Origin of the sequence: Halolamina sp. C58 (assembly GCF_051195095.1) — an archaeon.
GTDB lineage: Archaea > Halobacteriota > Halobacteria > Halobacteriales > Haloferacaceae > Halolamina.
The window spans coordinates 997,451-1,017,542 of the sequence record NZ_JBNTJY010000001.1 but is presented as its reverse complement, the minus strand read 5'-3'; the positions used below and the strand labels follow the sequence as shown (position 1 = coordinate 1,017,542).

Below are 20,092 nucleotides of genomic sequence, written 5' to 3'. Positions count from 1 at the left end.
CGCCAATGAGTTCTCGTGCGTTCCGCGGGACGGCCTTCGCCGCGTTCGTCTTCCTGCTCGTCCAGCTGGGTGCGCTGGCGTTGGTCCCCTCCTTCGAGGCTAGCGGCTACCAGCAGTTCGAGAACCCACAGGACCCCACGAACAGCCTCGTCTACATCCTGCTGATTCTGGTGATGACGGTGCTGATGCTCGCGGCGTTCAAGTACGACTTCGACTGGGTCGTCCGCGCGTTCGTCGTGTTCACCAGCGGCCTGCTGGCGTGGTACGTGCTGGGCGTGTTCCTCCCCGCGATCGCCGCGATCCCGCTGTCGGCGCTGATCGCGGTCGCGCTGTGGGTGTACCCCGAGTGGTACGTCATCGACGCCGCGGGGGTGGTGATGGGCGCCGGCGCCGCGGGGCTGTTCGGTATCAGCTTCGGCGTCCTGCCGGCGATCGTCCTGCTCGCCGTGCTGGCGGTGTACGACGCCATCTCGGTGTACGGCACCGAGCACATGCTCGAACTCGCGGAGGGCGTGATGGACCTCCGCGTCCCGGTGGTGCTGGTGATCCCGCTCACGCTGGGGTTCTCGATCCTGCCCGAGGACGACGACGAACCTGACACGGCGGCCGACGAGGGTACCGCCACGGACGACGACAGCGAGTCGTCGGTCTCCGACGAGGCTGCCGTCGAGGGCGACGCCCCCGAAGTCGCCGACCGCGACGCCTTCTTCATCGGACTGGGCGACGCGGTGATGCCGACGGTGCTCGTCGCCAGCGCCGCCCACTTCTCGCCCGCCGCGCCGCTCGATCTCGGGATCGACCTCGCGCTGAACCTCCCCGCGCTGACGGCGATGGTCGGGACGTTCCTCGGCCTGTTCGTCCTCCTGCGTATGGTCTTTGCGGGGCGCGCTCACGCCGGCCTCCCGCTGCTCAACGGTGGCGCCATCGGCGGGTATCTCGTGGGCTCGGTCGCCGCCGGCGTGCCGATCTTGACGGCGCTGGGGCTGTAGAGACTTTTTGGAAATTGTGAACTTGGCGCGAAGCGCTCGCGCCTCCGTGCGCGAGCCAGCGCGAGGGACGACTGACCGAGCGAAGCGAGGGAGGGAGTCGGCTGGGGAGGTGTGTGGGCTGTACGGGGGGTGGGACCGAAAGGGGCTGCTGGCTCGACGACGGCGGACGACGCAAGCACCGCAGGCGAGCAACGCGAGCCGAGGAGCGCAGCGAGTCCCCCGAGTCGAGCCAGCAGGGGCTTTCACGGTGTTGCTGACCCAGTAGCGACTCTCGATCTCACAGCCCGAACCGAGCCAAACACAAAAGTCTACGAAGAGGAATCCACGTACTCGTCGACGCCCTCCCGGACCATCACCGCCATCCCCGTCTCGAAGTCGAGCATCTCCGTCGCCGCCAGCTCCGCCCGCCCGACCCCGAGCAGCTCCCCGCTCTCGTGGACCACCAGCACCTCGTCGCCCGCCCGGATCTCCTCGCCGCACCGATCCACGAACTTCGCGAACGTGTTCTCGCCGTCGCGGACGAACGGTTCGGACTCGTCGCCGACGTAGACGCGGTACGCCGGCGCGTCGAGCTGGTCGTGGAGCCGCCGCCCGCCCGCGAAGCCGAGCGTGAAGCGGCCGTCGGTGCCCATCGACGCCAGCCGGCCGTCCGGGGCGTGGATCTGACTCGGTCGGCCGCCGGTGGAGTAGTCGATCTCGAGGTGGGCCTCCGCGGGGAACAGCGCCTCGCCGGCGCCGCGGCCGAACTGGTAGTCGGCGGTGGTCCGCAGGTCCGCACGCGAGGTTTTGGCCATACGTCACGGACGCGGCTGGACGGAAAAAGCGTCCCGGAACGGCCGGGCACTACAGCAGGAACTCCTCCTCCCGCTCGGCCATGTCGTGGAACGCGTCGGCGGCCTCGATCAGCTCCTCGGCGGTCGAACTCTCGAAGCAGAACACCTCGACGCGGACGCCCTCGTGCCGGAGATGGGTACAGAGCCGGGCGAAGTCGCCGTCGCCGCTCGCGAGCACCAGCGTGTCCACCTTCTCCGCCAGCGTCACCGCGTCGAGCACGATTCCCACGTCCCAGTCGGCCTTCTGGGAGCCGTCGCCGAACGTCTTGATCTCCTTGATCTTGCGCTCGAAGCCGATCTCCTCCAGCGCCTCGAAGAACGACTCCTCTTCGGGCGAGTCCGCGCGGATCACGTACGCCAGCGCCCGCACGAGCTCGCGGTCCATCACCGCCTTCTCCAGCAGCCCCGAGTAGTCGATGTTCCGCGAGTAGAGACTCTGGGCCGTGTGATAGAGGTTCTGCGCGTCGGCGAGCACCGCGACGCGCTGGCCCTCGTGGATCTCCGTCATTATCCGTTCGTTGCTCGGCGTTCGTTAAAAAATGCCGTCTCGACGCCGGCCGGAGGCAGAACCGTTATGTGGGTCGCTGCCTCTCTCCCAACTGTGACGCGACTGTCCGGGTTCGACGGCGCCGCCGCCCGCGGAGCCCCGGCTGTCGCAGCCTGCCGCGGTAAACGCAGCAAACGCTGATTTCTCCCGCCTTCGGCCGGCGTAGCGCCCGGTCGCTGGCGGACTCCCGACCGCACCGCGCAGCGACTGCCACACGCGCCGACCCACCACACCAATGACGACACCGTTCAGCGGGGTGTACCCCGCCATGACCACGCCGTTCCGGGAGGACCGAAGCATCGACCACGACCGACTCGCCGCCGACGCGCAGCGGCTCGAAGCCGCCGGCGTCGACGGGCTCGTCCCTGTCGGCTCCACCGGCGAATCCGCGACCCTGACCCACGACGAGCACGCGCAGGTCGTCGAAACCGTCGTCGACGCCGTCGATGACGTGCCCGTGATCGCCGGCGCGGGCTCGAACGCGACCCACGAGGCCGTCAGCCTCGCCGAGGACGCCCAAGAAGCGGGCGCCGACGCGATCCTGCTGATCTCGCCGTACTACAACAAGCCCGAGGCCGCGGGCTACCTCGACCACTACCGCACTATCGCCGACAGCGTCGACCTGCCGGGGATCGTCTACAACGTCCCCTCGCGCACGGGCCGGAACGTCCCCGTCGACGTGGTCGCCGAACTCGCCGAGCACCCCAACGTCCAGGGGTACAAGGCCGCCAGCGGCGATCTCGGCCGCGTCTCCGAAGTGATCGAGCGCACCCGCGACGAGGCGTTCTCGGTGCTCTCGGGCGACGACGGGCTGACGCTCCCCATCTGCGCACTCGGCGGCACGGGGACGATCAGCGTCGTCGCCAACGTCGAGCCCGAGCGCACGGGCGCGATGGTCGGCGCCGCCACCGCCGACGATATGGCTCGCGCCCGCGACCTCCACTACGAGCTCGAACCGCTGATCCGCGAACTGTTCGTCGAGACCAACCCCATCCCGGTGAAGGAGGCCATGGCGATCCGCGAGAACCACCCGCCGTACGTCCGCTCGCCGCTGACGCGGCTCTCCGAGGAGCACCGCGAGCAACTCCGGGAGACGCTCGCCGACCTCGCCGGCGACGAGCCGGAGGTGCCCGCCTGATGGCGGGCGACCCGACCCGGATCGTCGTCACGGGCGCGACCGGCCGGATGGGCGAGGAACTGCTCGACGCCGCGGGCGACCGGACCGACGTGCTGGTCGTCGCCGCCGTCTCGCGAACGCCGGGCTCCGTGACCGCCGAAGCAGCGGTCGGGACCCACCTCGACGCGACGCTGGCCGACGAGGACGACATCGACGCTGTCGTCGACTTCACCGCGCCGGAAGCGACCGCGGAGTACGCCGAGATCGCCGCCGACCACGGCGTCGCGTTCGTGACGGGGACGACCGGGCTGGAGGGCCACGACGCCGACCCGCTGGGCGCGCTCGACGCCGCCAGCGAGTCGGTGCCGGTACTCCACGCCAGCAACTTTTCCCGCGGGATCGCGGCGCTCCGGGGAGCGATCCGGGAGGCCGCGGCCTCCCTGCTGGGGTACGACGTGGAGGTCACCGAGACCCACCACAACGGCAAGCGTGACGCACCCAGCGGCACGGCGCTCACGCTCGTCGAGGACGTGGAGGCCGAGCGGCCGGATCTGACCGACCGCCAGCACGGCCGCGAGGGCGAGCAGCCCCGCGAACCCGACGAGATCGGCGTCCACGCCCGCCGCGCGGGCGACGTGACTGGCGAGCACGAGGTGCTGTTCGCTGGCAACCGCGAGACGCTCTCGCTGTCGCACTCGGCGGGTGACCGAGGGGTCTTCGCGGAGGGCGCGCTCGACGCCGCCGTCGCCCTCGCGGACCGCGATCCGGGCCGCTACGAGTTCACCGAACTGCTGCAGGACTGATCAGCGACACACCCTACCTACCAATGAGCCTCGAAACCGAGATTTCGGACCTGTGGAACCGCTACGACGACGGACTCACCGCGGAAGGCGCCGGCAGCAGCGAACTGGAGACGCTCGACGCGTTCCTCGCCGCGCTGGAGGCCGGCGAGTACCGCGCCGCCGAGAAGGTCGGCCCCGCGGAGTGGGAGGCCGTCCCGTGGGTCAAGCGGGGCGTCCTGCTCAACTTCGGCCTGCGCGAAACCCAACCCCGGACGTACGGCGGCGTCGACTACTACGACGTGCTGCCGCTGCGTTCGACCGACGACCTCGCGGACCGCGGCGCGCGCAACACGCCCGACGGGACGGTCCTCCGCCCCGGCTCCTACCTCGGCGAGGACGTGATCATGATGTCGCCGAGCTTCGTCAACATCGGCGCCCGCGTCGGCGACGACAGCCTCGTCGACTCCAACGACGTGGTGGGCTCCTGTGCCCAGATCGGTGACGGCGTCAAGCTCGGCGCCAACACGCTGATCGGCGGCGTGCTCGAACCGGTCGAAGACGCGCCGGTGGTCGTCGAGGACGGCGTCTCGCTGGGTGCGGGCTGTCGCGTCACCTCGGGGTTCGTCGTCGGGGAGAACAGCGTCGTCGCCGAGGACACCCTGCTCACCCCACGGATCCCCGTCTACGACCTCGTGGAGGAGGAGGTCCACTACGGTCGGCTGCCGCCGGAGCGCCGCGCGTTCCAGCGCTACGTCGAGTCTTCGGTCTCGGAGGAGGAGCTGATCCCCGGGAAGGCGTACAAGCCTGCAGTGGTCGCGACGGGGCTGGAACAGGAGACGCTCGAAGCCACCCAACGGGAAGGAGCGCTCCGGGAATGAGCACGGACGAGCGCCCCGGGGCAGCGAGCGACGCGCCCGACGGCGGCCCCGCGGTCCGACGGCTCGACGACTGGGACCGCGACACGCTGGACGCGCTCGCCGACGAACACGGCACGCCGCTGTACGTGTTCGACCCCGCGCGGGTCCGCGAGAACTGCCGCCGGCTCGGCGCGGCGTTCCCCGACGCCGAGATCCAGTACGCGGCGAAGGCCCACACCGCCCGCGAGACGCTCCGGACCGTCCACGACGAGGGGCTCGCGATCGAGTGCGCCTCTGCGGGCGAGGTCCGGCGCGCACTCGACGCGGGCGTTCCCGGGCGGGACGTGACCTACACCGCGGTCAATCCGCCGGCTCGCGACCTCGACGCCGTCGTCGAGGCGTGGCGGAACGAGCCCGACCTCACGATCACGGCCGGCGCGGCGGACACGGTCGACCGCCTCGCCGAACGCGGGTTCGACGGCCGTCTCCGCCTGCGCGTCAACCCCGGCGTCGGCGCCGGCCACCACGAGAAGGTCGTCACCGGCGGCCACCCCAAGTTCGGGGTCGGGCTCGACCGCGCGCCGGAGCTCGCCGCCCGGATCGACCGGGAGTTCGCGTTCGCGGGGATCCACGCCCACGCAGGCTCCGGTATCTCGGGCGACGACCTCGAGAACCACCGCGAGCTGGTCCGCCGGCTGGGCGAACTCGCCCGCGATCTCGAAGCCGACGGTATCCCCGTCGAAACGGTCGACGTTGGCGGTGGTTTCGGCGTTCCGTACCGCGAGGACGCACCGGCGCTCGACCTCGCGACCGTCGCCGACGCGACCCGCGAGGCACTGGGAGCGATCGAGGGCCGGCTCGCGATCGAGCCCGGGCGCTACGTCGTCGCCGACGCGGGCGTGCTGCTGACCCGGGTGAACACCGTGAAGGACGCCCCCTCGACCGTCGTCGCGGGCGTCGACGCCGGGATGACGACGCTGCTTCGGCCGGCGATGTACGACGCCTACCACGCGGTGCGGGACCTCGGGGCGGAGGGCGGCGAGAACCGCGACACGGTCGGCGTCACCGTCGCCGGCCCGGTCTGTGAGACCGCGGACCTGCTCTGTGAGAACCGCCCGCTTCCCGCACCTGAACGCGGCGACCTGCTCGCGATCGGCAATGCGGGCGCGTACGGCTACGAGATGGCGTCGACGTACAACTCACGCCCCCGGCCGGCGGAGGTGACCGTCGACGGCGAAACCCTCCGGCGGCGCGAGACGCTCGCGGACGTGAGCCGGCTCGACGCGGCGAGGGACTCAAACCGTCGGAACGACGAGGAGGACACATGACGGTCGCGTTCGAGAAGTACGACGGCGCGGGCAACGACTTCGTGGTCGTCGACGCCGACGGCGATCCCGTCGAGGACCGCGCCGCGTTCGCTCGCGTCCACTGCGACCGCGAGGTCGGCGTCGAGGACGAGGCCAGCGCGCGCCACGGCGCCGACGGCGTGCTGTTCCTCTCACTGGACGTGACCGCCACCCCGCCGCGGGTGACGATGACGCTGGTCCAGCCCGACGGCTCGATCGCGGAGATGTGCGGCAACGGCGCCCGCTGTGTGGCCGCGTGGGCCGCCGACCGCACGGACGCGTCGACGTTCGACATCGACACGCCAGCCGGCACTCGCCGCGCGGTCGTGGACGACGAGGTGGCCGTGGAGATGGGGGTGCCGACGGTCGATCCCGCGGAGGTACCACTCGCTGCCGACGAACCGCTCGTCGACACGGTGCTCGACGAACTCGACGGCACGCCCGCCGCGGGGCTGGCCGTCACGGCGGTGAACACCGGCGTTCCACACGCGGTCGTCTTCGTCGACGACGTGGACGCAGTCGAGATCGACGCCGTCGCGCCGCCGATCCGGCACGCCGAGGCGTTCCCGGAGGGGGCGAACGTCACGTTCGCGTCGGCGGACGGCGAGGGGTTCCGCCAGCGCACCTACGAACGCGGCGTCGAGGGGGAGACGCGAGCCTGCGGCACCGGCGCCGTCGCAGTCGCCGCCGCGGCGAAGCGGCTCGGCCGGCTCGACACCGACGACGAGTGGGTCACCGTCTCCCCGCCGGGCGGCGATCTCGCCGTCTCGGTGCCCGACGACGGCCCCGCACGACTGCGTGGCCCCGCGAGGAAGCGCTTCGAGGGGGCGCTGCCCGTCCCCGAGGACGACCGCATCGCGGGCGTCACCGGCGAGGCCGCGCTGGGCGCGGACCGGCTCGACGACACCCCGGCCGGAGGACGCGACCAGTGAGTTTCGACCCCGTTGCGTTCCTCGAACGCGCCGTCCGGGACGACAGCACCGAAGCGGTGGCCGGCACTCGCGAACTGTTGCTCGACGCGCTTCGGGCGGCTGGTCACGAACCGCGCGTCGACGCGGCCGGCAACGTCCGCGCCAGCCGGGGGTCGGGCTCTCCCCACCTCGTGTTCAACACCCACATCGACACCGTCGCGCCGCACGTCCCCTTCGAGCGTGAGGGGGAGACGATCCGCGGCCGCGGCGCCTGCGACGCGAAGGGACCGCTGGCCGCGCTGCTGTCGGCGTTTCTCGACGCCGAGATCGAGCGCGGGACGCTCACGCTCGCGGTCACGCCCGACGAGGAGACGCTCTCGACCGGCGCGCACGCGCTGATGACCGGCGAAGTGGCGCCCGGCGGCCCGGGCGAGACGGGTGCGAGCGTCGAGCCGCTCTCCGCGTCCGATCCCGAGCCCGACGCCTTCGTCGTCGGCGAGCCGACCGGGCTCGACGTCTGCACCGCTGCCCGCGGGCGATTCGAGGGGACGATCGTCGTCGACGGCGTCGCGGCCCACGCCGCCAGCCCCGCGTCCGGCGTCAACGCCGTCTCGGCCGCGGGCAGACTGCTGAGCGCGCTAGACTCGTTCGACAACGTCGACGCCCACCCGCAGTTGGGCGATGCGACCCTCGTACCGACGGGGATCGAGGGCGGCGAGTCGACGAACCAGGTGCCCGCCCGCTGTGCGATCACCGTCGACCGCCGGAGCGTGCCGCCCGAGACGGCCGAAGGATTCCGTACGGCGCTCGAAACGCATCTCCGGTCGGAACTGGACGGCGAGGACGCGACGGTCTCGTTCTCGCTGACCGAACGGGAGACGCCGTTCCTCGAGGCGTTCGCGACCGACACCGACGACGCGATCGTCGGCGCGCTCGCGGCCGCGGCGCGGAGCGCGAGCGAGGCGTCGGGACTGGGCGAGCGCGGCGAGATCAGGCCGTTCGGTGCGGCGACGGAGGCGTCGTACTTCGCGCCGGCGCCGACGGTCGTGTTCGGCCCGGGCCACCTCGCGGACGACGAGGGTGCGGTCGCCCACGCCGAGCGGGAGTACGTCGACGTGGCGGCGGTGCGGGCGGCGGCGACGGCGGTCCGCGATGCGACCGAGCGGCTGCTGGCCGGCGACGGCACGCGCTGACGGTCGGAGCCGGCGTCACACGCGGATTTTTGTCCGAGCCCGCCGTTCTCACCTGGACATGGCAGGCTCCGTCGACGGCGCCCGGCTGGGCCGACTCCTCGCGCTGGTGCTCGGCTCGACGCTCGCGTTGACCGCGAGCTTCGTGGGGATCGTCGCGCTCGCCCGCGGCGAGGCCGGGGGGGATCGGGGAGCGCCTGCCGATCTACGCGGCGGCGGCCGCGGTCGTGTTCGTCGGCCGAATCGCGTGGTCCGGCGGCGACGGCCGGGAGGAGCGGTCGCTCGGCGCGGCGATCGCGGGAGCGTTCGCCGTGTTGCTCGCCGTCGGCCTCGGCGCGGAGGGGGTCGTCTACGCGTGGGCACACCCCGCGGCGGTGTTCGAACTCCAGCTGCTGGGCTACCTGCTGTCGGCGGCGTTGATGGGCACCGGCGTCGGCGTCTGGGCGGTGCGGCGCCTCGACGCCCTCCGGGCTGGCGATTTCCGCGACGCGCTGTGAGGCTCGAACAGCCGAGAATTGGCGGAAATTGTGGCTTGCGCCGGTCGTGGAGGAATTACTGCGGGCCGCTTATGTGGATGGGAGCAGACGGTTGGAGCATGGGTGAGGATGGGACCCCCGGCGGTCGACCAGTGTTGGGGACGCTGCTCGACCCCGCGGGGGACACACAGGCACGCGAGCTCTCCTTCGCGTTGGCGCGGGAAGCCGGCGCGCCGGTTCGCCTGCTCGCCCCACAGCGTGCGCCCGACGCGCAAGCCGCGTCGATGCCGGCGATGTCGGCCGACGGCCCGCCGGTCCAGTTCACGTGCGCCGAGAGCGCGGCCGGCACCGGGCGCTCGCCGGCCGACACGGTCGTCGAGGAGGCGGCCGACGTCGACGCCGACGTGGTCGTGCTCGAACGGCCGGCGTCGGAGTCCTCCGGCGCCGGGATCCGTCGGGGGACGACCGACCGTATCGTCGCGAACAGCCCGACCGACACGGTGCTCGCCAACGGCACCGGGGAGCTGACGGATCTCGCGTCGATCCTCGTGCCGGTCACCGGCGGGCCGAACACCGAACTCTCGGTCCGGGTGGCGCGCGCGCTGGCCGAACACGAGAACGCGTGGATCGAGCTGTTCACCGTCGTCCCGGCGGACGCCGACGCCGAGCAGCGTTCCGAGGGCGCGGAGCATCTCGCGGAGGCGCGGCGCTACCTCGGCGAGTTCGAGGAGTTCGACACGTGGCTGTACGAGGCCGACGACCCGACCGCGGCGATCGCCGAGCAGTCGGCGTACTACGACGCCGTCGTGATCGGCGCGCCGACGGAGAGCCGTCTCGAACGCGTGCTGTTCGGCTCAATGCCGGACAGCGTCGACGAGCGCGTCGATATCCCCGTCGTGATGGCGGCCTCGAAGTAGCTACCCGAGGAACAGGTCGACCATGTTCCCGGAGCTCGTCCCCTTGTACAGCTCGGAGTAGCCGCAGTTCGCACAGGTCACCACCTTGAAGCTGCGGTTCTGTACGTCGAACATCTTCGAGAGCCCGGTGCCGCTGGTCGCGATCTCGTCGATCTCTGTCTCGCCGTGGCCACATTTGGGGCAGCCACTCTCGTCACTGTCGCCGAAATCGTCGGTCGGAGGGCACATGCGGCCGGGCGTTCGACCGACGCCAGCAAAAAGCTACCGCGGGCGGCGAAACCTCTAACGGCCCCGCGGCCCGTCGCTCGGGTATGGCCGCCGTCGGAGCGCTGTTCGCCCTCCTGTTCGCCGCGACGATCGCCGGCACGATCGGCCTCTGGTACGCGATCGACCGCGAGACCGACGATCCGCCCCGGATGGATCGGGCCGACGCCGAACACGCCGCTCGACAGGACACCGACCAGCGTGACGAGAGCGCCACCGGGGATCGGTCCACGGAGGACGGTGACGACTGGGGGACCGACGCGGAGTGGGGCGTCGAGGAGGATCGACGGTAGCGTTCGCGGCTACTCCAGCTCGTCGACCAGTTCGTCGGCGACGCCGGTGTAGCCCGCGGGCGTGAGCGCCCGGAGCTCCTCGCGGACCGACTCGTCCACGTCGAGCTCGTCGAACAGGTCGCGGAAGTCTTCGAGCGTCACCCGGCGACCGCGCGTGAGCTCCTTCACGCGCTCGTACGCCTCGGTGTCGCCCTCGCGGCGGAGGATCGTCTGGACCGCTTCGCCGACGATCTCGGGGGTGTCTTCCAGCGCCTCGCGCATCACCTGCTCGTTGGGAACGACCTTCTCCAGCCCCGCCGCGGTCTTCCGGTAGCCGATCAGACAGTGGGCGAACGCGGCGCCGACGTTGCGCTTGACCGTCGAGTCCGAGAGGTCGCGCTGCAGCCGCGAGGTGGTGACGTAGTCCCGGAGGAACGTGAGGTCGGCGTTGGCCTTCGAGAGGTTCCCCTCGCTGTTCTCGAAGTCGATGGGGTTGACCTTGTGAGGCATCGTCGACGAGCCCGTCTCCGAGTCGTCGCTCTCCTGCCCGAGGTAGCGATCCGAGACGTAGCGCCACACGTCCCGGTCGAGGTCGAGCAGGACGTTGTTCACGCCGGCGAGCGCGTCGAACAGCGCCGCGAGATCGTCACAGGGGTTGATCTGGGTCGAGAGTGGCGTGTGGTCGAGGCCGAGGTCGTCGACGAACGCCGCCGAGAACGCGCGCCAGTCGATCTCGGGGTAGGCGGCGACGTGGGCGGCGTACGTGCCCGAGGCGCCGGCGAGCTTCCCCGAGAGCGCCTCGCTCGCCTCGCGGACGCGCGCCTCCGTGCGGCCGAGCCGGGCGGCGAAGACGGCCAACTCCTTGCCGAACGTCGTCGGCGTCGCGGGCTGGCCGTGGGTGCGCGCGAGCATCGGCACGTCGCGGTGCTCGCGGGCCATCGCAGTCAGCGATTCACGGACGTCCTCGATCGCGGGCAACAGCACGTCTTGGACGGCGCCTTTCGCATTCAGTCGGTGCGCGAGGTTGTTCACGTCCTCGCTGGTGAGCCCGAAGTGGATCCACGGGTGGAGGCGATCGGGCGTCTCCGTCCGGAGGAAGTACTCGACGGCTTTCACGTCGTGGTTGGTGGCCGCGAACTCCTCGGTCCCCTCGGTCTCGATCCGTTTGACGAGCGCGGCGTCGTCGGCGTCGAACTCGTCGACGACCGCGCGGAGGTGGGCGTGCTCCTCCGCGGTGACCTCGCAGTCGACGCCGTCGTGGGCCGCGAGCGCGAGCAGGTACTCGACCTCGACGCGCAGACGGGCCTCGATCAGCGCGGCCTCGCTGGCGTACGGCACCAGATCCGCGGTCCTGCCGGCGTACCGGCCGTCGAGCGGCGAGACGGCCGCGAGCGCCGACTCCCGGGACAGCTCCTTCATGTCGAACGCTCGCCCGGGCAGTCACAAAACCCTGCCGGAGCGCCGCCGCGCGCATCGCACTACCGTGCATACGTGTGCCGCTCTATTCGTGAACTACCCCGGTATCTATGCTCGAACGTGCGTATCGGCGCTCACACGATCGCAACGCTCTTTGCGCGTTCGGCCCCGGGAACGCACATGAAGATCGCCGGCATCGCGGGCAACCGCGGTCGAAACCTTCTGCACATTGCGGACATCGCGCCCGGCGGCGCCGAGCTCTCGGTCGTCGTCGCGAACGGCGAGGACGCGCCGGCGCTGGACGGCGCCGACGAGCGCGGCATCCCGAACGTCGCGGTCGAACGCGCGGACGGCGAGTCCCGGGAGTCCCACGAGGAGCGCATCCTCGACGCGCTGGCGGAGTACGAGTTCGACGTGCTCTGTCTCGACGGGTTCATGCGGATCCTGACCCCGGAATTTCTGGACAGCGTGGACACTGTACTCAACGTCCACCCGTCGCTGCTGCCGGCGTTCCCCGGCGCCGACGCCCACGGGCAGGTCCTCGAAGCGAACGTTCGGACCACCGGTGCGACGGTCCACGTGGTCACCGAGGGGCTCGACGAGGGGCCGATCGTCGCGCAAGAGTCGGTGCCCGTGTTCGAGGACGACGACGAGGCGTCGCTGAAGGAGCGCGTGCTGTACGAGGCCGAGTTCGAGGCGTACCCCCGCGCGATCCGGTGGTTCGCCGAGGGGAAAGTCGAGATCGAACGCGACGAGTCGGGCGAGCCGGTCGACGTGGACATCGCGACCGACACGAAGGGTGACCTACCGACGCGGCGCACGGTCGCGAACCGCCGCGAGGAGACGCTCCGGTACGGCGAGAACCCCCATCAGGACGCCGCGGTGTACGCAAGCGACGCGAGCGAGGAGCCGAGCGTCGTCCACGCCCCGCAGCTGAACGAGGGGGCGAAGGACCTCTCCTACAACAACTACAACGACGCCGACGGCGCGCTGAACCTGATCAAGGAGTTCGAAGAGCCGGCCGCGGCGGTGATCAAACACACCAACCCCGCGGGCTGTGCGACCGCGGACACGCTCGCCGACGCGTATCGCGACGCGCTCGCGACCGACGCCAAGTCCGCCTTCGGCGGCATCGTCGCGCTGAACCGTGAGTGCGACGCCGAGACCGCCGCGGAGATCGTCGACTCGTTCAAGGAGGTCGTCGTCGCGCCGGGGTACACCGACGACGCGCTCGACACGCTGACCGAGAAGGACAATCTGCGCGTGCTCGACGTGAGCGAGCGCTCCGAGGACGGAACGCTCGGGCCCGCGGATCGCACCGAGCGATTCACCGAGAAGGCGCTCGTCGGCGGCCGGCTCGTGCAGGAGCGCGACCGCTCCACGCTCACCCGGGAGGATCTAGAGGTCGTCACCGAACGCGAGCCCACCGACGAGCAGATCGAGACGATGCTGTTCGCGTGGAAGACGCTCAAACACGTCAAGTCCAACGGGATCCTGATCGCCGACGGCACAGAGACCGTCGGCGTCGGGATGGGGCAGGTGTCCCGCGTCGACGCGGTGACGCTGGCGGCGATGAAAGCAGAGAACGACGCCGAGGGGAAGTCCGCCGACGGCGCGGTCGTCGCTTCGGACGGCTTCTTCCCGTTCCCGGACGCCGTCGAGGAGGCCGCGGAGGCGGGCGTCGAGGCGGTGATCCAGCCCGGCGGCTCCGTCAACGACGACGACGTGATCGAGGCCGCGAACGAGCTAGGGCTGGCGATGGTGTTCACGGGCCAGCGCGCGTTCCGGCACGACTGACCGGCCGCGTCCGAAACGGCCAAACGGCCACCGGTCGCAACGTCGACCATGCAGTACCACGAGGCCGCGAACTTCCTGTTCGACCTCCGGCGGTTCGGCGTCGACCCTGGGGTCGAGGCGGTGCAGGACCTCCTCGCGGCGATGGACGTCGATACAGGCTCGCCGGCAACGGGAGCCGGCGAGGACCACGAGGCCGAGAGGTCGGGCCCCGCCTACGTCCAGGTCGCCGGCACCAACGGGAAGGGGAGCACCGCCCGCATGGTCGAGTCGGCCCTGCGGGAGGCCGGCCTCTCGGTCGGCCTGTACACGTCGCCCCACCTCGAACGCCTCACAGAGCGCATCCGGATCGACGGCCGGGAGATGCCTCGCTCGGCGGTCGCGGAGTTCGTCGACCGCGCGAAGCCGTGGCTGGTCGACCGCGCGGCCGACGGCGCGCCGCTCACGTTCTTCGAGGTCGTCACCGCGATGGGAATCTGGCAGTTCGAACGCGCCGAGGTGGACGTGGCCGTCCTCGAGGTCGGCCTCGGCGGCGAGCTCGACGCCACCTCCGCGGTCGACCCCGTCGCCAGCGCGGTCACGAACGTCTCGCTCGAACACACCGGCGTCCTCGGCGAGACGGTCGAAGAGATCGCCGAGACGAAAACACACGTCGCCCCCGAGGGACGCCGGCTCGTCACCGGCACCGAGGGCGCGGCGCTCTCGACGGTCCGTGACGTTGCTGGACAGGTCGGCGCCAGCGGCGTGATCACGGTCGGGGACGTTCACGGGAGCGAAGCTCCCGTTAGCCAACCGGAAACGCGCCGCGTTTCCGGTGACGACGACTGGATGGGCGAGGGCGCGACGGAGAACGAAACCCACCCCGACGTGACGGTGAGCTACGACGGCCGCGTCACCCACCAACAGGCCGCAGTGAGTATCGCTGCCGACGACTGGGCCGTCGACGCGGAGATCCCGCTGCTGGGCGAGCACCAAGCACAGAACGCCGGGATCGCCTGTGTCCTCGCCCGGCAGGTCGGCGACGAACTCGGCGTCGCGGTGGACCGGACCGCGCTGGAGCGAGGGCTCGCCCGCGCGGACTGGCCCGGCCGGTTCGAGGTGATGGGCCAGTCGCCGCTGACCGTGCTCGACGGCGCGCACAACCCCGAGGCCTGCGAGACCGTCGGGGAGACGCTCTCGACGTTCGAGTACGACGACTGCCACCTCGTCGTCGCCGCGATGCACGACAAGGACACCGCCGCGATGGCGGCTGCGCTGCCCGACGGCTCGGTGACCACCTGCGCGCCCGCGACCGACCGCGCGGAGGACCCCGAGGTGCTCGCCCGGACGTTCGAGAACGCCGGCTACGACGACGTGCGCTCGACCGGCTCGGTCGCGAACGCGCTGTCGCTGGCCCGCGAGGCCGCCGACGAGAACGACGCGTTGCTCGTCACCGGCTCGCTGTACGCCGTCGCGGAGGCTCGTGCGACGTGGACCAGACTCCAGATTCCCAAGCGCGTCGACGGAATCGACGAGGCCGAGACGGTCCTCCGGAACGCGCAGGTCTCCGAGCCCGGCATCTGGCGGATGCGCGGGAAGGCCGACCACCGCGTGCTCCACACCCGCGTCCAGCAGCGGCAGGCCGAGTACCTCAAACAGGAGATGCTCTCGCTCGACGGCGAGTGCTCGGCGTCGGCGCTTCGCTCCGGCGGCGAACTCCACGACGTGGTGCTCTCGGGGACGATGGCGCAGTTCAAACGGCTCGCGGAGAAGCTCGAGGGCCAACCGTGGGGGCTCGCCGAACTCGGCGCGGAGATCCGCGAGTCGCTGGGCATCCAGTACACCCCCCCGGAGCGCGACCTCCCGTGGCCCGAGGACGGCACCGCGGTGATGGGCGTGCTGAACGTCACACCCGACTCGTTCCACGACGGCGGCCAGTACGAGCGCGTCGAGGACGCGGTCGCTCGGGCCGAGGCGATGGTGGAGGCCGGCGCGGACGTGATCGACGTGGGCGGGGAGAGCACCCGCCCCGGCGCCGACCCCGTGGAGATCGAGGAGGAGCTCGATCGCGTGCTCCCGGTCGTCGAGGAGCTCGCCGAACTCGACGTGCCGATCTCCGTCGACACGCGCCGACCCGAGGTCGCTCGCGCGGTCGTCGACGCCGGGGCGGACGTGCTCAACGACGTGGAGGGGCTGCAGGATCCGGCGATGCGCCGCGTCGTCGCCGAGACGGGCGTTCCGGTGGTGCTGATGCACTCGATCGAGGCGCCCGTGGACCCGAGCACGGAGGTCGAGTACGACGACGTGGTCGAGGAGACGATCCGCGCGCTCGGCGACCGACTGCTCGCCGCCGAGAAGGCGGGCGTCGACCGCGAGCAGGTGATCGTCGACCCCGGGATCGGCTTCGGGAAGACGGCGCGGGAGTCGTTCGAACTGCTCGACCGGCTCGACGAGTTCGAGGCGCTGGGCTGTCCCCTGCTGTTCGGCCACTCCCACAAGTCGCTGTTCGAACTGACCGGCGAGCAAGCGGGCGACGCGCCACACTCGACGGTCGCCGCGACGGCGCTGGCGGCCCGCAACGGCGCGGATGTCGTCCGCGTGCACGACGTGGCCGAGAACGTCGCCGCGGTGAACGTCGCCGACGCGACCGACGATCCGGAGGGGTTCGAGCCGTGAGCGACGGAGAGGGGGAAGCGGGCGGCGCCGAGTTCGGCCCGTACGAGGCCGTCTACGCCCACCCCGAGGGCGACGCCACGGCCGCGAGACAGGTCAAAACCGCCGCGGAGTACGGGTTCGAGGGAGTCGTGATCCGCACGCGCGAGGCCGAGTACGACCCCGGAGCGTTGGCGGGCCGCCACGGGATCGACGTGGTCCGCGGGATCGAGATCGACGCCGCGGACCCGCAGGAGGCCAGCGGCGCCGTCGGGAACTTCCGGAGCGACTGCACCCTGCTGTTGGTCCGCGGCGGCACGGACGCGGTGAACCGCTTCGCGGTCGAGCAGGATCGCGTCGACGTGCTCACCCGGCCGTTCGACGACGGGGGCGACGTGAACCACGTGCTCGTGAAGGAAGCGATCGACCACGACGTGCGCATCGAGTTCGACCTCGGGCCGGTGCTGCGCGACGACGGTGGGACCCGGGTCCGCCGGCTCCGAAAGCTCCGGAAGCTCCGGGAGCTGATCGACGACTTCGACGCGCCGTACGTCGTGAGCGCGACGCCCGGGAGCCACCTCGGGCTGCGCGCGCCGCGAGCGCTCGCGGCGGTGGGTGACCAGATCGGGCTCGGCGCCGAGGCCGTCCGCGAGGGGTTGGCCGAGTGGGGCCGGCTCGCTGCCCGGAACCGGGAGCGACGCTCCGATTCCTTCATTTCTCCGGGGGTCCGAGAGGGACGGTACGAGAAATGAAACGCTCGATCGAGGAACACGCCGAACGGTTCTCCGCCGCCGCCGAGGAGTACGACGAACAGCAGGACAGCGAGGAGTACGCCGCCTGCGCCTCGATGGTGATCGAGGCGGCCGACCCCGGGCCCGACGAGACGGTGCTCGATCTCGGAACGGGGACGGGCGCGATCGCGCTCGCGCTCGCCCCCGAGGCCGGCCGCGTGATCGGCCGGGACATCAGCGAGGGGATGCTCGCCGAGGCCCGGCGGAAAGCCGAGTCGGCGGGCCACGAGAACGTCACGTTCGGCGAGGGCCGCTTCCGCGACCCGAACGTCGACGAGCCGGTCGACGTGGTGGTCTCGAACTTCGCGATGCATCACCTCGCGGACGAGGAGAAGCGCGAGGCGATCCAAGTCATCGCGGATCTCGAACCGCGGCGGTTCGTGCTCGGCGACGTGATGCTGTCGGCCCCGATCCCGGAGGGGGAAGAGCAGTACTCGCCGGAAGTCGACGACCCCGCGACCGTCGGCGTGCTCGTCGAGGCGCTGACCGACGCCGGCTTCACCGTCGCCGACGCGACGCTCGTGAGCGAGCAGTACGGGGTGCTCGTCGCCGACCGATGAAACACCTCCCCAAACACCTCCAGCCGCGCTGGCGCTACCTCGCGGTCGCGATCGAGAGCTGGCCCGACGCCGACATCGGGCGGCGGGCGTTCCAGCGCGAACTCTGGTACGCCGGGCAGAACCTGCTCGGCGACCCGGGCAGCGCCGACGCCGACCTGCGCGTGATGCGCTTCGTCCTCGGGGAGGGGAGCGGCGGGACGATCGTCCGCGCCCGGCGGGGCGAGGTCGACGCCGCCCGCGCGGCGATCGCCTGCGTCGACGAGGTGGACGGCGAACCTATCGGCCTCCGCGTCTCCGGCGTCTCGGGCAGCGTCGACGCCGCTTCGGAAAGCTATTTAGGCGATCCAGCCGGCAGTTCGACACAGGAAGAGGTCGCGTTCGCGGGTGCGGATCACCCGGCCCGATCCCGCGACGGCGTCGTCGACGTGGCGGCGCCGGCGGGGTGGATCGGCGCGACCGTTCACGACATCGAGTGACCATGCAAGGACAACAACAGCAGGCCTACGACCGCGGCATCACCATCTTCTCGCCCGACGGGCGACTGTACCAAGTCGAGTACGCCCGCGAGGCGGTCAAACGCGGCACGCCCAGCGTCGGCGTCCGCACGCCGGAGGGCGTCGTGCTCGCGGCGGACAAGCGCCGGCGCTCGAAGATGATCGAGCCGGACTCCGTCGAGAAGCTCCACAAGGCCGACGACCACATCGGGATCGCCAGCGCCGGCCACGTCGCCGACGCGCGCAAGCTGATCGACGTGGCCCGGCGGGAGGCACAGACCAACCGCCTGCGCTACGGCGAGCCGATCACCGTCGAGACGCTTTCGAAGACGGTGACGGACTACATCCAGCAGTACACCCAGTACGGCGGCGCCCGGCCGTTTGGCGTCTCGCTGATCGTCGGCGGCGTCACGAACGGCCGGCCGCGCCTGTTCGAGTGTGACCCCAGCGGCACCCCCTACGAGTGGCAGGCGCTGTCTGTCGGCGCGAACCGGAGCGACATCCGCGACCACCTCGAAGCCGAGTACGAGGAGGAGATGAGCCTCGAGGCGGGGGTCGACCTCGCGCTCTCGGCGCTGTCGGTCCACGACGACGAGGAGATGACGCCCGACGGCGTCGACATCGCAACGATCGACGTCGACACCGAGGAGTACGTCCACCTCCCCCCCGAGGAGGTCGAGACACACCTCGAGAAGCGGGATCTGCTGGCCGACGACGCCGACGACGGCCAGTAGTCGCCGCGATGGCGTACGAGCTCCGCGAGTCGCCGCCGACGGTCGAGCGTTTTCTCGAACTCCGCGACGCCGCGGGGATGGCCGAACGTTCGCGCGAGGCAGTCGAACGAGGGCTCCCGAACAGCCTGTACGCCGTCACCGTGGTCGACAGGGCGGGCGAGACGGTCGGGATGGCTCGGATCGTCGGCGATCGGGGGAGCGTGTTCCACGTCTGCGATATGGCGGTCCATCCCGACCACCAGCGACGGGGGCTGGGGAGCCGGATGATGGACGCGCTGATGGACTGGATCGAAGCGAACGCCCCGCCGAAGGCGTACGTGAACCTGATGGCGGACGTCGACGGCTTCTACGAACGGTGGGGGTTCAAGCGGACGGCGCCGGCGTCGAAGGGGATGTACTACCGCGTTCCCGAACCGTAGGGCGTCGACGCTCGGCGATCTCGCTCTCCTGCGTGATCGAGGGAGAAAACGCCCGCGGCGGAGACTCCGTGGTCTCGACCCGGAGGTCCCAGCAGCCCACTCGCCGCGATCGGTTGGTAGTACGATCGTGGCGTAGGTTCCGTGCTCTCGACACGGAGGTCGAGACAGGTCACGAGCCACGATCTATCAGAAACACGATCACGGCGTAGGTTCGGTAGCTGGGACACGGAGGCCCCAGCAGCTCACTCGCCGCGATCGGTTGGTAGTACGATCGCGGCGTAGGTTCCGTGCTCTCGACCCGGAGGTCGAGACAGGTCACGAGCCGCGATCTATCAGTACTCCTCGTACGCGAGGTTCATCAGCCACTGCGAGAACGCGTCCGACTGCGGATCGATCTCCTCCTCGCCGATGAAGGGGGTGAGCTTGTCCCCGGCCATCAAAAGCGAGAAGTCGAGATCGCGGGTTCGGGGCTTCAGCAGGTACGTGTTGTGCCCGTCGTACACCGCCTCCTCGCGCTGGATCAGTCCCTCCTCCGCGAGGCCTTCCGCGATGCGGCTCCCCTTCCGGGAGGAGATGTCCAGTTCCTTCCAGAAGTCGCTCTGGTAGATGCCGCCGGAGTCACGGATCAGCTCCAGGGCCCGCCGCTCGTCGTCGCTGAGGTCGTACTCGGCCGCGCTCATGTGTGTTCGCGTTTACGGGCCGGAGGTTAAAGGCTACCGTCCCCACGGCGCAACCGTTATCCGAGCAAGCCC

At 70.8% G+C, this 20,092-nt stretch carries 22 protein-coding genes; 17 read left to right on the top strand and 5 right to left on the bottom strand.

From position 1 onward, the window contains the following. The first annotated feature begins 5 nt into the window (after window positions 1-5). On the top strand, window positions 6-989 hold the full coding sequence (locus tag ACQUSM_RS05320) for a presenilin family intramembrane aspartyl protease PSH (protein WP_435116476.1): 984 nt from the start codon (window positions 6-8) through the stop codon (window positions 987-989). Between the two features lie 308 nt (window positions 990-1,297). Here ACQUSM_RS05320 and ACQUSM_RS05315 read toward each other — a convergent pair whose 3' ends face one another. Both ACQUSM_RS05315 and ACQUSM_RS05310 read right to left on the bottom strand, forming a co-directional pair. Further along, the gene (locus ACQUSM_RS05315; RefSeq protein ID WP_435116474.1) at window positions 1,298-1,783 is read right to left on the bottom strand and encodes a PUA domain-containing protein; all 486 of its coding nucleotides are present in this window, start codon (window positions 1,781-1,783) and stop codon (window positions 1,298-1,300) included. Window positions 1,784-1,832: 49 nt separating this feature from the next. Further along, window positions 1,833-2,330 (bottom strand): NYN domain-containing protein, encoded by a 498-nt coding sequence (locus ACQUSM_RS05310; protein ID WP_435116472.1) that lies wholly within the window; start codon window positions 2,328-2,330, stop codon window positions 1,833-1,835. A 274-nt stretch (window positions 2,331-2,604) separates the two neighbouring features. On the opposite strand from ACQUSM_RS05310, the gene dapA reads away from it, so the two are divergent. The 8 genes from dapA (at window position 2,605) to ACQUSM_RS05270 (ending at window position 9,965) form a co-directional block, all read left to right on the top strand. Beyond that, a complete protein-coding gene (gene dapA / locus ACQUSM_RS05305) occupies window positions 2,605-3,507 on the top strand; it encodes a 4-hydroxy-tetrahydrodipicolinate synthase (protein ID WP_435116470.1) in 903 nt (300 codons plus the stop codon). After that, the gene (gene dapB, locus ACQUSM_RS05300; protein ID WP_435116468.1) at window positions 3,507-4,289 is read left to right on the top strand and encodes a 4-hydroxy-tetrahydrodipicolinate reductase; all 783 of its coding nucleotides are present in this window, start codon (window positions 3,507-3,509) and stop codon (window positions 4,287-4,289) included. Before dapA ends, dapB begins: the two co-directional genes overlap by 1 nt. 23 nt (window positions 4,290-4,312) lie before the next feature. After that, window positions 4,313-5,146: a 2,3,4,5-tetrahydropyridine-2,6-dicarboxylate N-succinyltransferase gene (locus ACQUSM_RS05295; RefSeq protein WP_435116466.1), complete on the top strand. Its 834-nt coding sequence runs from the start codon at window positions 4,313-4,315 to the stop codon at window positions 5,144-5,146. Further along, window positions 5,143-6,453: a diaminopimelate decarboxylase gene (gene lysA, locus ACQUSM_RS05290; RefSeq protein WP_435116464.1), complete on the top strand. Its 1,311-nt coding sequence runs from the start codon at window positions 5,143-5,145 to the stop codon at window positions 6,451-6,453. The genes ACQUSM_RS05295 and lysA overlap by 4 nt, the downstream gene beginning before the upstream one ends. Next, window positions 6,450-7,403 carry a diaminopimelate epimerase gene (gene dapF, locus ACQUSM_RS05285; RefSeq protein ID WP_435116462.1) on the top strand — a complete coding sequence of 318 codons (954 nt, stop codon included), beginning with the start codon at window positions 6,450-6,452 and terminating at the stop codon, window positions 7,401-7,403. The genes lysA and dapF overlap by 4 nt, the downstream gene beginning before the upstream one ends. Beyond that, the gene (locus ACQUSM_RS05280; protein ID WP_435116460.1) at window positions 7,400-8,575 is read left to right on the top strand and encodes a M20/M25/M40 family metallo-hydrolase; all 1,176 of its coding nucleotides are present in this window, start codon (window positions 7,400-7,402) and stop codon (window positions 8,573-8,575) included. The genes dapF and ACQUSM_RS05280 overlap by 4 nt, the downstream gene beginning before the upstream one ends. A gap of 224 nt (window positions 8,576-8,799) precedes the next feature. Beyond that, window positions 8,800-9,069, top strand: coding sequence for a hypothetical protein (locus tag ACQUSM_RS05275; protein ID WP_435116458.1), 270 nt, complete (start codon window positions 8,800-8,802; stop codon window positions 9,067-9,069). A 98-nt stretch (window positions 9,070-9,167) separates the two neighbouring features. Beyond that, window positions 9,168-9,965: a universal stress protein gene (locus ACQUSM_RS05270; RefSeq protein WP_435116456.1), complete on the top strand. Its 798-nt coding sequence runs from the start codon at window positions 9,168-9,170 to the stop codon at window positions 9,963-9,965. Here the strand turns inward: ACQUSM_RS05270 and ACQUSM_RS05265 are convergent, their stop codons facing one another. Beyond that, window positions 9,966-10,193 carry a zinc ribbon domain-containing protein gene (locus tag ACQUSM_RS05265; RefSeq protein WP_435116454.1) on the bottom strand — a complete coding sequence of 76 codons (228 nt, stop codon included), beginning with the start codon at window positions 10,191-10,193 and terminating at the stop codon, window positions 9,966-9,968. Between the two features lie 83 nt (window positions 10,194-10,276). On the opposite strand from ACQUSM_RS05265, the gene ACQUSM_RS05260 reads away from it, so the two are divergent. Then, window positions 10,277-10,522 (top strand): hypothetical protein, encoded by a 246-nt coding sequence (locus tag ACQUSM_RS05260; RefSeq protein ID WP_435116452.1) that lies wholly within the window; start codon window positions 10,277-10,279, stop codon window positions 10,520-10,522. A gap of 9 nt (window positions 10,523-10,531) precedes the next feature. Here ACQUSM_RS05260 and purB read toward each other — a convergent pair whose 3' ends face one another. Next, window positions 10,532-11,920, bottom strand: a complete 1,389-nt coding sequence (purB, locus tag ACQUSM_RS05255; RefSeq protein WP_435116450.1) for an adenylosuccinate lyase — start codon at window positions 11,918-11,920, stop codon at window positions 10,532-10,534. A 177-nt stretch (window positions 11,921-12,097) separates the two neighbouring features. Here purB and purH point away from each other — a divergent pair, with 177 nt between their 5' ends. From purH to ACQUSM_RS05220, 7 genes are read left to right on the top strand one after another with little or no spacing between them, the layout of a single operon-like run. Continuing rightward, window positions 12,098-13,714 (top strand): bifunctional phosphoribosylaminoimidazolecarboxamide formyltransferase/IMP cyclohydrolase, encoded by a 1,617-nt coding sequence (purH, locus tag ACQUSM_RS05250; RefSeq protein WP_435116447.1) that lies wholly within the window; start codon window positions 12,098-12,100, stop codon window positions 13,712-13,714. Window positions 13,715-13,762: 48 nt separating this feature from the next. Continuing rightward, complete coding sequence (gene folP / locus ACQUSM_RS05245; protein WP_435116445.1) at window positions 13,763-16,366, top strand: dihydropteroate synthase; 2,604 nt, start codon at window positions 13,763-13,765, stop codon at window positions 16,364-16,366. Further along, complete coding sequence (locus ACQUSM_RS05240) at window positions 16,363-17,094, top strand: RNase P subunit p30 family protein (RefSeq protein WP_435116443.1); 732 nt, start codon at window positions 16,363-16,365, stop codon at window positions 17,092-17,094. The genes folP and ACQUSM_RS05240 overlap by 4 nt, the downstream gene beginning before the upstream one ends. Beyond that, window positions 17,091-17,693 carry a class I SAM-dependent methyltransferase gene (locus ACQUSM_RS05235; RefSeq protein WP_435116441.1) on the top strand — a complete coding sequence of 201 codons (603 nt, stop codon included), beginning with the start codon at window positions 17,091-17,093 and terminating at the stop codon, window positions 17,691-17,693. The genes ACQUSM_RS05240 and ACQUSM_RS05235 overlap by 4 nt, the downstream gene beginning before the upstream one ends. Then, entirely contained in the window at window positions 17,690-18,169 is a 480-nt protein-coding gene (locus tag ACQUSM_RS05230) for an Rpp14/Pop5 family protein (RefSeq protein ID WP_435116439.1), read from the top strand. The genes ACQUSM_RS05235 and ACQUSM_RS05230 overlap by 4 nt, the downstream gene beginning before the upstream one ends. Before the next feature lie 2 nt (window positions 18,170-18,171). Then, on the top strand, window positions 18,172-18,921 hold the full coding sequence (gene psmA, locus ACQUSM_RS05225; RefSeq protein ID WP_435116437.1) for an archaeal proteasome endopeptidase complex subunit alpha: 750 nt from the start codon (window positions 18,172-18,174) through the stop codon (window positions 18,919-18,921). 8 nt (window positions 18,922-18,929) lie between these two features. Continuing rightward, window positions 18,930-19,340: a GNAT family N-acetyltransferase gene (locus ACQUSM_RS05220; protein WP_435116435.1), complete on the top strand. Its 411-nt coding sequence runs from the start codon at window positions 18,930-18,932 to the stop codon at window positions 19,338-19,340. A 332-nt stretch (window positions 19,341-19,672) separates the two neighbouring features. Here ACQUSM_RS05220 and ACQUSM_RS05215 read toward each other — a convergent pair whose 3' ends face one another. Further along, on the bottom strand, window positions 19,673-20,020 hold the full coding sequence (locus tag ACQUSM_RS05215; RefSeq protein ID WP_435116433.1) for a helix-turn-helix transcriptional regulator: 348 nt from the start codon (window positions 20,018-20,020) through the stop codon (window positions 19,673-19,675). Window positions 20,021-20,092: the final 72 nt, after the last annotated feature.

What these genes read in the sequence shown, in the direction of transcription:
- ACQUSM_RS05320 (WP_435116476.1), top strand. Translation starts at nt 6, where the DNA reads ATGAGTTCTCGTGCGTTCCGCGGGACGGCCTTCGCCGCGTTCGTCTTC.
- ACQUSM_RS05315 (WP_435116474.1), bottom strand. Translation starts at nt 1,783, where the DNA reads ATGGCCAAAACCTCGCGTGCGGACCTGCGGACCACCGCCGACTACCAG.
- ACQUSM_RS05310 (WP_435116472.1), bottom strand. Translation starts at nt 2,330, where the DNA reads ATGACGGAGATCCACGAGGGCCAGCGCGTCGCGGTGCTCGCCGACGCG.
- dapA (WP_435116470.1), top strand. Translation starts at nt 2,605, where the DNA reads ATGACGACACCGTTCAGCGGGGTGTACCCCGCCATGACCACGCCGTTC.
- dapB (WP_435116468.1), top strand. Translation starts at nt 3,507, where the DNA reads ATGGCGGGCGACCCGACCCGGATCGTCGTCACGGGCGCGACCGGCCGG.
- ACQUSM_RS05295 (WP_435116466.1), top strand. Translation starts at nt 4,313, where the DNA reads ATGAGCCTCGAAACCGAGATTTCGGACCTGTGGAACCGCTACGACGAC.
- lysA (WP_435116464.1), top strand. Translation starts at nt 5,143, where the DNA reads ATGAGCACGGACGAGCGCCCCGGGGCAGCGAGCGACGCGCCCGACGGC.
- dapF (WP_435116462.1), top strand. Translation starts at nt 6,450, where the DNA reads ATGACGGTCGCGTTCGAGAAGTACGACGGCGCGGGCAACGACTTCGTG.
- ACQUSM_RS05270 (WP_435116456.1), top strand. Translation starts at nt 9,168, where the DNA reads ATGGGTGAGGATGGGACCCCCGGCGGTCGACCAGTGTTGGGGACGCTG.
- ACQUSM_RS05265 (WP_435116454.1), bottom strand. Translation starts at nt 10,193, where the DNA reads ATGTGCCCTCCGACCGACGATTTCGGCGACAGTGACGAGAGTGGCTGC.
- ACQUSM_RS05260 (WP_435116452.1), top strand. Translation starts at nt 10,277, where the DNA reads ATGGCCGCCGTCGGAGCGCTGTTCGCCCTCCTGTTCGCCGCGACGATC.
- purB (WP_435116450.1), bottom strand. Translation starts at nt 11,920, where the DNA reads ATGAAGGAGCTGTCCCGGGAGTCGGCGCTCGCGGCCGTCTCGCCGCTC.
- purH (WP_435116447.1), top strand. Translation starts at nt 12,098, where the DNA reads ATGAAGATCGCCGGCATCGCGGGCAACCGCGGTCGAAACCTTCTGCAC.
- folP (WP_435116445.1), top strand. Translation starts at nt 13,763, where the DNA reads ATGCAGTACCACGAGGCCGCGAACTTCCTGTTCGACCTCCGGCGGTTC.
- ACQUSM_RS05235 (WP_435116441.1), top strand. Translation starts at nt 17,091, where the DNA reads ATGAAACGCTCGATCGAGGAACACGCCGAACGGTTCTCCGCCGCCGCC.
- ACQUSM_RS05230 (WP_435116439.1), top strand. Translation starts at nt 17,690, where the DNA reads ATGAAACACCTCCCCAAACACCTCCAGCCGCGCTGGCGCTACCTCGCG.
- psmA (WP_435116437.1), top strand. Translation starts at nt 18,172, where the DNA reads ATGCAAGGACAACAACAGCAGGCCTACGACCGCGGCATCACCATCTTC.
- ACQUSM_RS05220 (WP_435116435.1), top strand. Translation starts at nt 18,930, where the DNA reads ATGGCGTACGAGCTCCGCGAGTCGCCGCCGACGGTCGAGCGTTTTCTC.
- ACQUSM_RS05215 (WP_435116433.1), bottom strand. Translation starts at nt 20,020, where the DNA reads ATGAGCGCGGCCGAGTACGACCTCAGCGACGACGAGCGGCGGGCCCTG.